This is a genomic window from Sphingomonas sp. (genome assembly GCF_048594985.1).
Taxonomy (GTDB): Bacteria; Pseudomonadota; Alphaproteobacteria; order Sphingomonadales; family Sphingomonadaceae; genus Sphingomonas_I.
On sequence record NZ_JBMDXG010000073.1, the window covers coordinates 1 to 7877 of the forward strand.

General features: G+C 69.8%; 8 protein-coding genes and 2 pseudogenes. 8 read left to right on the top strand and 2 right to left on the bottom strand.

The features are described from left to right. The 7 genes and pseudogenes from ACOJSF_RS02565 to ACOJSF_RS02595 all read left to right on the top strand — a co-directional run. A pseudogene (locus tag ACOJSF_RS02565) lies at positions 1-230 on the top strand (protein translocase subunit SecF); the annotation flags it as partial. 237 nt (positions 231-467) lie between these two features. Beyond that, the gene (locus tag ACOJSF_RS02570) at positions 468-1271 is read left to right on the top strand and encodes an outer membrane protein assembly factor BamD (RefSeq protein ID WP_420140666.1); all 804 of its coding nucleotides are present in this window, start codon (positions 468-470) and stop codon (positions 1269-1271) included. 42 nt (positions 1272-1313) lie between these two features. Further along, positions 1314-2531 (top strand): M48 family metallopeptidase, encoded by a 1218-nt coding sequence (locus ACOJSF_RS02575; RefSeq protein ID WP_420140667.1) that lies wholly within the window; start codon positions 1314-1316, stop codon positions 2529-2531. Between the two features lie 18 nt (positions 2532-2549). After that, positions 2550-4211 carry a DNA repair protein RecN gene (gene recN / locus ACOJSF_RS02580; RefSeq protein WP_420140668.1) on the top strand — a complete coding sequence of 554 codons (1662 nt, stop codon included), beginning with the start codon at positions 2550-2552 and terminating at the stop codon, positions 4209-4211. A 12-nt stretch (positions 4212-4223) separates the two neighbouring features. Beyond that, on the top strand, positions 4224-4973 hold the full coding sequence (locus tag ACOJSF_RS02585) for an SDR family oxidoreductase (RefSeq protein ID WP_420140669.1): 750 nt from the start codon (positions 4224-4226) through the stop codon (positions 4971-4973). A 35-nt stretch (positions 4974-5008) separates the two neighbouring features. Continuing rightward, positions 5009-6043, top strand: a complete 1035-nt coding sequence (gene tsaD, locus ACOJSF_RS02590) for a tRNA (adenosine(37)-N6)-threonylcarbamoyltransferase complex transferase subunit TsaD (protein WP_420140670.1) — start codon at positions 5009-5011, stop codon at positions 6041-6043. Beyond that, positions 6040-7017 (top strand): NAD(P)H-dependent glycerol-3-phosphate dehydrogenase, encoded by a 978-nt coding sequence (locus tag ACOJSF_RS02595; RefSeq protein WP_420140671.1) that lies wholly within the window; start codon positions 6040-6042, stop codon positions 7015-7017. The genes tsaD and ACOJSF_RS02595 overlap by 4 nt, the downstream gene beginning before the upstream one ends. Here ACOJSF_RS02595 and ACOJSF_RS02600 read toward each other — a convergent pair. Next, positions 7014-7205, bottom strand: coding sequence for a hypothetical protein (locus tag ACOJSF_RS02600; protein ID WP_420140672.1), 192 nt, complete (start codon positions 7203-7205; stop codon positions 7014-7016). The two genes, ACOJSF_RS02595 and ACOJSF_RS02600, sit on opposite strands and share 4 nt — an antisense overlap. 196 nt (positions 7206-7401) lie before the next feature. Between ACOJSF_RS02600 and ACOJSF_RS02605 the strand changes: the two genes are divergently transcribed. Beyond that, on the top strand, positions 7402-7680 hold the full coding sequence (locus ACOJSF_RS02605) for a hypothetical protein (RefSeq protein ID WP_420140673.1): 279 nt from the start codon (positions 7402-7404) through the stop codon (positions 7678-7680). Here the strand turns inward: ACOJSF_RS02605 and ACOJSF_RS02610 are convergent. After that, positions 7664-7877, bottom strand: a pseudogene (locus tag ACOJSF_RS02610) (translational GTPase TypA); the annotation flags it as partial. The gene ACOJSF_RS02605 and the pseudogene ACOJSF_RS02610 sit on opposite strands and share 17 nt — an antisense overlap.

Consider the following 7877-nt stretch of genomic DNA (forward strand, 5'->3'; position numbering starts at 1 on the left):
GCACGGTGATGACCTCGATCACCATCCTGCTCGCGCTCGGCTCGCTGCTGGTTTTCGGCGGCCCGGTGCTGCGCGGCTTCACCGCCGCGATGATGCTGGGCGTGGTCGTCGGCACCTACAGCTCGATCTACGTGTCGAGCTCGCTGCTCATCACCCTCGGCCTCGAACCCCAGCTCACCGACCGCAAGAAGCCCGTCGGCCCCGCCGCCGGCGCGGAACGGGTCGGCTGACCTTCGCGGTCGGGGGCGGCCGCCCGCCTGCGACTTGCAATGTAGGTTTTGTTGTGCGTTGGCTGGCGCGATGATGTCGAAGCTCCGCCGTCCATCCTCGACGCCCGTGCTCGCGGGGGGCCGCGCCTACCCGTGCATTGGCGCCACCTTTCGTAAACTTCCGGCGGCGGAGCGGTGGGGATCGGCCCGCCGCAACCGGCTTCCCGCGTTGCCGGCGCTCGGCTAAGGCTGCTCCTCATGCGTCTCACCAAGTCCGGCTTTCTGCTCGCCGCCCTCGCGCTCGCGCTGCCTCTCGGCGGCTGCGCCAGCAACAGCCTCGCCAAGAAGCGCGGCAATGAGAGCAACCGCTATGTCGCGCGCGACGTCGACACGCTCTACAACGCCGCCAACGACCAGCTTGGCAAGCGCAACTACAAGCTCGCTGCCGCCCTGTTCGACGAGGTCGAGCGCCAGCATCCTTATTCGCCCTGGGCGCGCCGCGCGCAGCTGATGAGCGCCTTCTGCCACTATCTGGCGCGTGATTATTCCGAATCGATCCAGAGCGCGCAGCGCTTCCTCGCGATCCACCCCGGCAATAAGGACGCGCCCTACGCGCTCTATCTGATCGCGGTCGATTATTACGAGCAGATCGGCGACGTGAACCGCGACCAGAAGATCAGCCAGCAGGCGCTGGATGCGATGGGCGAGGTGGTGCGCCGCTATCCCGACAGCACCTACGCCGCCGATGCGCGGCTCAAGATCGATCTGGTGCAGGACCATCTGGCCGGCAAGGAGATGCAGATCGGCCGCTTCTACCAGCGGCGGCACGACTGGCTCGCCTCGGTCATCCGCTTCCGCAAGGTGGTCGACGATTACCAGACGACGAGCCACACGCCCGAGGCGCTGATGCGCCTGGTCGAAAGCTATCTTGAACTCGGCGTGCTGGAAGAAGCGCGCAAGACCGCCGCCGTGCTGGGCGCCAACTATCCCGGCACCGACTGGTATGAGCAGGCCTATGCGCTCATCCAGCGCCACGGCGCGCCGGACGCGCGCAAGGGATGATGGTCTGGCGGCGATAAGGTTCCGGCTGGCAGGGAGTAGGACATGGCACGCTTCGATCCCGCTTCGGCCACCGCCACCTATCTCGCGATGCTCTCGCCCGAAGCGCACCAGCGCGCGATCGACTATACGCGCGGCGGCTATTGGATGCTGCTGTGGGGCGTGCTCGTCACCTGCCTCGCGGCGTGGCTCGTCCTGCGCAGCGGGATGCTCGTGCGGCTGCGCGATCGGCTGAACCGCAACGGCCCGCGTCCGAACCGGACCGCCTTGCTCGTCGCCGCCGCCGCGCTTCTGGCCGTAAGGCTGATCGAACTGCCGTGGAGCATCTACGCCGACTGGTGGCGCGAGCGGAGCTACGGCCTGTCGTCGCAATCCTTCGCCGGCTGGATCGGCGATGAGGCCAAGGAACTGCCCATCTCGCTCGTGATGACGAGCCTGTTCTTCCTCGCTTTCTACGCGCTGATCCGCCGCGCGCCGCGCAGCTGGTGGGTTTGGGCGTCGGGCGTCGCGCTGGCCGGCATCGGCTTCATGGTGGTGATCGGGCCGATCTTCATCGAACCGATCTTCAACACCTACACGCCCGCCCCGGCGGGGCCGATGCGCGATCGGGTGGTGGCGCTGGCGGAGGCCGCCCATGTGCCGCACGACAAGATCTACATCTTCGACGGATCGCGCCAGTCGGATCGCTACACCGCCAACGTCTCGGGCCTGTTCGGCACCGCCCGGATCGCGATGAGCGACACGATGTTCAAGCAGGGCGCCGACACCGCCGAGGTGATCGGCGTGGTCGGGCACGAAATGGGCCATTACGCCCGCCATCACATCTTCTGGACCCTGCTCGTCCTGTCGCTGCTGACGATCGCCGGCCTGTGGCTGTCGGCGCGGCTGTTCCCATGGCTTGCGCGACGGCTGCCCGGCGCGGAACGGGTGCGGGGCATCGCCGATCCCGCCGGGCTGCCGCTCTTCTTCATCCTGTTCAATCTGCTTGCCCTGCTCGGCACGCCCGCGCTGAACACGCTGACCCGCGTGACTGAAAGCGACGCCGACATCTTCTCGCTGCGCTACGCGCACGAACCCGACGGCATGGCGAAGGCGCTGGTCAAGACGATCGCCTATCGCGCCTCCTCGCCCACCCAAGTCGAGGAATGGCTGTTCTACGACCATCCTTCGGTCGAGCGCCGCGTCCGCCGCGCGATGGACTGGAAGGCCGCGCATCCCGACGGCACGGGCGCGCCGTTCGGGCCGCTGCCTTCGGATGAATAGGCTGCTACGGACCCGCCGATGCTGACCGGCCTGGCCATTCGCGACGTCGTGCTGATCGAGGCGCTCGACCTCGATTTCGCGTCCGGCCTCGGCGCGCTCACGGGGGAGACGGGGGCGGGCAAGTCGATCCTGCTCGACGCGCTCGGGCTCGCGCTCGGCATGCGCGCCGACAGCGGGCTCGTGCGTCAGGGTACGTCCCAGGCAGGCGTCACCGCTACGTTCGAACTTGCCGCCGACCATCCCGCCCATACGCTGCTGGAGGAAGGGGGCATGGAGATCGAACCGGGCGAGCCGCTGGTGATCCGCCGCATCGTCCGCGCCGATGGCGGCAGCCGCGCCTTCGTCAACGATCAGCCCGCCTCCGCCGGCCTGCTGCGCGCGTTAGGCGCGACCCTGATCGAGGTGCACGGCCAGCATGACGATCGCGGCCTGCTTAATCCGCGCGGGCATCGCGCGCTGCTCGACGCGTTCGGCCGGATCGACGCCGCGTCGGCCGGCGCGGCCCATGCACGCTGGCGCGAGGCAGAGGCTGCGCTAGCCACCGCCTCGGCGGAGCTCGAAACGGCCGCGCGCGATCGCGAATGGCTCGACCATGCGGTCGCCGAACTCAGCGCCGCCGCACCCGAGCCCGGCGAGGAAGCCACGCTGGCCGAGGCACGCGCCGCCATGCAGAAGGGCGCCCGCCTGTCCGACGAATTGGAAACGGCCGCCGCGCTGATCGAAGGCTCCGAAGGCGGGCTCGCTTTGCTCCGCCAGGCGGCGCGACGGCTCGATCGCCTCGCTCCCGAACATGAGACGCTGGCGCAGGCGCTCGCTGCGATCGACCGCGCGGTGATCGAAGCGGCGGAGGCCGAGGACCGGCTGGCCGAGGCGCGCGCCGCCTTCTCCTTCGATCCCGCCCGGCTGGAGGCGATGGAGACGCGGCTGTTCGATCTGCGCGCGCTCGCCCGCAAGCATCGCGTCGAACCCGATGCGCTCGCCGCGCTGGCCGAGGAACTGGGTGGCCGCCTCGCCCGGATCGAGGCCGGCGGTGAAGGAATTGCCGCCCTGGAGGCGGCCGTGGCGGAGGCGCGTGCCGCCTATCTTGCCGCCGCTGCACAGCTCACCGCCGCCCGCCGCGAGGCCGCCGCGCGACTCGACGCCGCCGTCGCCGACGAACTCGCGCCCCTAAAACTCGATGCCGCGCGCTTCCGCACGACGATCGAGGCGCTGCCGGAAGGCGGCTGGAGCGCGGCGGGGCAGGATCGCGTCGAGTTCGAAATCTCGACCAACCCGGGTGCGCCGTTTGCGCCGCTGGCCAAGATCGCGAGCGGCGGTGAGTTGTCGCGCTTCATCCTCGCGCTCAAGGTCGCGCTGGCCGAAGAGGGCGGGGCTGGCACGATGATCTTCGACGAGGTGGATCGCGGCGTCGGCGGCGCGGTCGCGGCCGCGATCGGGGAGCGGCTCGCCCGGCTGGCCGAACGCGCGCAGATCCTGATCGTCACGCACAGCCCGCAGGTCGCGGCGCGCGCCGACCGCCACTGGCTCATCGCCAAACGGTCGGACGGGGTCGTGGCACGGACCGGCGTCCACATCCTTGATCCCGCCGAACGGCGTGAGGAGATCGCGCGTATGCTTTCGGGCGCGGAAATCACCGAGGAGGCGCGGGCGCAGGCCGGACGCCTGCTCGCGGCGGCATAGACAGGAGGCCTTATGCAGATCAGCGGCAACACCATTCTCGTGACCGGCGGCAATAGCGGCATCGGCCACCGCCTGGCCGAGGAGTTCGCGGCGCGCGGCAATCGCGTGATCATCACCGGGCGTCGACAGGACGCGATCGACGCGGTCGTGGCGGCGAACGAGAATATCGTCGCCGGTTATGTGCTCGACATGCAGCATGCGGGCGCGATCGCGGCCTTCGGCGCACGCGTGACCGCCGATCATCCCGACCTCAATGTGGTCGTCAATAATGCCGGGATCATGGTCGCAGAGGACGTGAAGGCGCTCGACCTGGACATCGCCGAGGCGACGGTGACGACCAACCTGCTCGGCCCCATCCGGCTGACCGCCGCCATCCTGCCGCACTTCCTGGCGCGGCCCACGGCGACGATCGTAACGGTCTCGTCGGGGCTCGCTTTCGTGCCGTTGGCGGCAACGCCCACCTATTGCGCGACAAAGGCCGCGATCCATTCCTGGTCGATCTCGCTCCGGCATCAGCTCCGCGACACGAGCGTCGAGGTGATCGAGGTCATCCCGCCGAGCGTGCAGACCGACCTGATGCCCGGCCATGCCGACGATCCGCAGGCGATGCCGCTGGAGGACTATATCGCCGAGACGATGGCCAATTTCGAACAACCGGGCCTGACCGAGAACAAGGTCGCGCGTCTTGCCTTCCTGCGCGACGCGGAGGCCGAGGGCCGGTTCGACCAGACCTTCGCCAAGCTCAACGCCGAGCACCGCTAGGCGGGGACGCCGCGCATGCTTATGTGGCGCGGACAATGGCGCTGATCCTCGGTCTCGAATCCTCCTGCGACGAAACCGCGGCCGCGCTGGTGACGAGCGATCGCCGCATCCTCGCGCACAAGCTGGCGGGGCAGGAAGCGGCGCATCGTCCCTATGGCGGCGTGGTCCCCGAGATTGCCGCGCGCGCGCATGTCGAGGTGCTGACCCCGCTGGTCGAGGCAGCGCTGGCCGAAGCCGATGTACGCCTGGACGAGGTGGACGCGATCGCCGCCACCGCCGGTCCCGGCCTGATCGGGGGCGTGATGGTCGGCCTCGTCACCGGCAAGGCGCTGGCGCTGGCGACGGGCAAGCCGCTGATCGCGGTCAATCATCTGGAGGGGCATGCGCTGAGCGCGCGCCTGGCCGATACCGATCTGGCGTTCCCCTATCTGCTGCTGCTCGTGTCGGGCGGCCACTGCCAGGTGCTGGAGGTGCGGGGGCCGGGCGACTATCGGCGGCTCGCCACCACGATCGACGATGCGGCGGGCGAGGCGTTCGACAAGACCGCCAAGCTGCTCGGCCTCGGCTTCCCCGGCGGGCCGGCGGTCGAGGCGGCGGCGCGATCGGGCGATCCGGCGGCGGTGCCTCTCCCCCGCCCGCTCGTCCATTCGGGCGAGCACCATTTCTCCTTCGCGGGGCTAAAAGGCGCGGTGCTGCGCGCGCGCGATGCGGGGACATGGTCGGCGGAAGATATTGCGGCTTCGTTCCAGCAGGCGGTGGTCGACTGCCTGGTCGATCGCACGCGGATCGCGATCGGCAAGGCACCCGGCGCCACCGCTCTGGTCGTCGCGGGCGGGGTCGCCGCGAACTCGGCGGTGCGGGGCGCGCTGCAGGCGCTGGCCGCGCGGCACGATCTGCCGTTCATCGCGCCGCCTTTGTGGCTGTGCACCGACAATGCGGCCATGATCGCCTGGGCCGGGGCTGAACGCTTCGCCGCCGGGCTGATCGATCCGCTCGACGTGGCGGCGCGCGCGCGCTGGCCGCTCGATCCCACGGCGGAAAAGGCGCGCGGGGCGGGAGTGAAGGCGTGAAACTCGGCATCATCGGCGGCGGCGCGTGGGGCACGGCGCTGGCACAGGTCGCGGCGAAGGGCGGCGAGGTGCTGCTGTGGGCGTTCGAGCCCGAGGTTGTCGGGTCGGTCAATGACGCCCACGCCAACCCCCTTTACCTGCCGGGCGTCGCGCTCGATCCCACAATCCGCGCGACGGGCGATCTCGGGCAGTTGGCGGATTGCGCGGCGCTGCTGGTGGTGACCCCGGCGCAGCATATGCGCGCCATTCTCGCCCGGGCCGACGTGGGCGACCGCCCGCTCCTGCTCTGCTCGAAGGGGATCGAGGCGGGGACGATGGCGCTGATGTCCGACGCGGCGGCCGCGACCTGCCCCGATGCGCCGATCGCCGTCCTGTCCGGCCCCACCTTCGCGGCGGAGGTCGCGCGCGGCCTGCCGACCGCACTGACCTTGGCCTGCGCCGAAGAAGACGTCGCCGATCGGCTGGCGCGCCGGATCGCACAGCCTGAATTCCGGCCCTATCGGTCGACCGATGTCACCGGTGCCGAGATCGGCGGCGCGGTCAAGAACGTGCTCGCGATAGCAAGCGGCGTGGTCGAGGGCGCCGGCCTCGGCAAGAATGCGCGCGCGGCGCTGATCGCGCGGGGGTTCGCTGAAATGACTCGCTTCGGCATCGCGCGCGGCGCGCGGGCGGATACGCTGGCGGGCCTGTCGGGCCTGGGCGATCTGGTGCTGACCTGCTCGTCGGAGCAGTCGCGTAATTTCACGCTGGGCCTGGGACTTGGCCGGGGCGAGAGCGCCGCCACGCTGATGAGCGACCGGCGAACCGTGGCCGAAGGTGCCTTTACGGCCCCGGTCCTGGTTCAGGCCGCCGCGGCGGTCGGGGTCGAAATGCCGATCGGCGAGGCGGTGGCCGACCTGCTCGCCGGCAGGCTGGAAGTCGCCGAGGCGGTCGAGCGACTGCTCGCCCGACCGCTGCGCGACGAAAGTATTTAGATCGTGCTGGCGCTAGACGGCGTGCCGGCAGGGCTGGCCGACTGGCGACTGAACTTGTCGGTCAGTCCCTTGACCGATCCGAGCGCCTTGTCGCGCCGTTCCTTCTTGCTGAAATAAGCCGCCCCCGCGCCGAGCAGCGCGAGCCAGCCGAACGTCGTGAGACCGGGCTTGCCAACATCCTTCGCCATAAAACGCCTCCTATGGTTCGGCCTTATCAACCGCGCCGGCGTCCGCCTGTTCCTCCGCTCGGCGCACGGAGACCTCCATCGGAGGGATCGTAGCGCCCATGCGACCTTCGGCGTGGTCAGGGCGTTCAGAAAGCGATTCCCGGAGACGATGATGATCCGCTCGCTTCTAATTGGCCTCGTGGCCGGCGCCCGTTCGATGACTCCGCTAGCCGCGGTCAGCGTGGCCGCCGCATCGGGCAGACTGCCCAAAGATAGCGGCGCGCCGCCTCTGCTCGATCATCCAGCCGTAGTCGCGGGCACGCTCGCGCTCGCCGCCGGCGAGCTTGGCGGGGACAAGATGCGCTCCGCCCCCGACCGGAGCATCGCGCCCGGCAGCGCCGCGCGGGTGATGACCGGCGCGATCGCCGGCGCCGCACAGGCCCCGCCCCGGCACCGGCTGCGTGCCGGCGCCCGTGGCGCCGGCGCGGCGGGGTGAGGCGGATGCCTTCGTCCTTGCCGCTGGCCCGGAAGTTGGTCAGCTGCTTCGACTTCAGAGGATTGACCTCGAGGTCCTGCGGCTTGGCATTCTCGCCGATGATCATGCCCTCGTAGAGGTCATCATTGGGCGAAATGAACATGATGCCGCGGTCTTCAAGCGCGTTCAGCGCATAGGCCTGCGCCTTGCCCTTCTCC

Bases quoted from the DNA above. Each gene is read 5' to 3' on its own strand.
- ACOJSF_RS02570 (WP_420140666.1), top strand. From the start codon at position 468: ATGCGTCTCACCAAGTCCGGCTTTCTGCTCGCCGCCCTCGCGCTCGCG.
- ACOJSF_RS02600 (WP_420140672.1), bottom strand. From the start codon at position 7,205: ATGGCGAAGGATGTTGGCAAGCCCGGTCTCACGACGTTCGGCTGGCTC.
- recN (WP_420140668.1), top strand. From the start codon at position 2,550: ATGCTGACCGGCCTGGCCATTCGCGACGTCGTGCTGATCGAGGCGCTC.
- ACOJSF_RS02575 (WP_420140667.1), top strand. From the start codon at position 1,314: ATGGCACGCTTCGATCCCGCTTCGGCCACCGCCACCTATCTCGCGATG.
- ACOJSF_RS02585 (WP_420140669.1), top strand. From the start codon at position 4,224: ATGCAGATCAGCGGCAACACCATTCTCGTGACCGGCGGCAATAGCGGC.
- tsaD (WP_420140670.1), top strand. From the start codon at position 5,009: ATGGCGCTGATCCTCGGTCTCGAATCCTCCTGCGACGAAACCGCGGCC.
- ACOJSF_RS02605 (WP_420140673.1), top strand. From the start codon at position 7,402: ATGACTCCGCTAGCCGCGGTCAGCGTGGCCGCCGCATCGGGCAGACTG.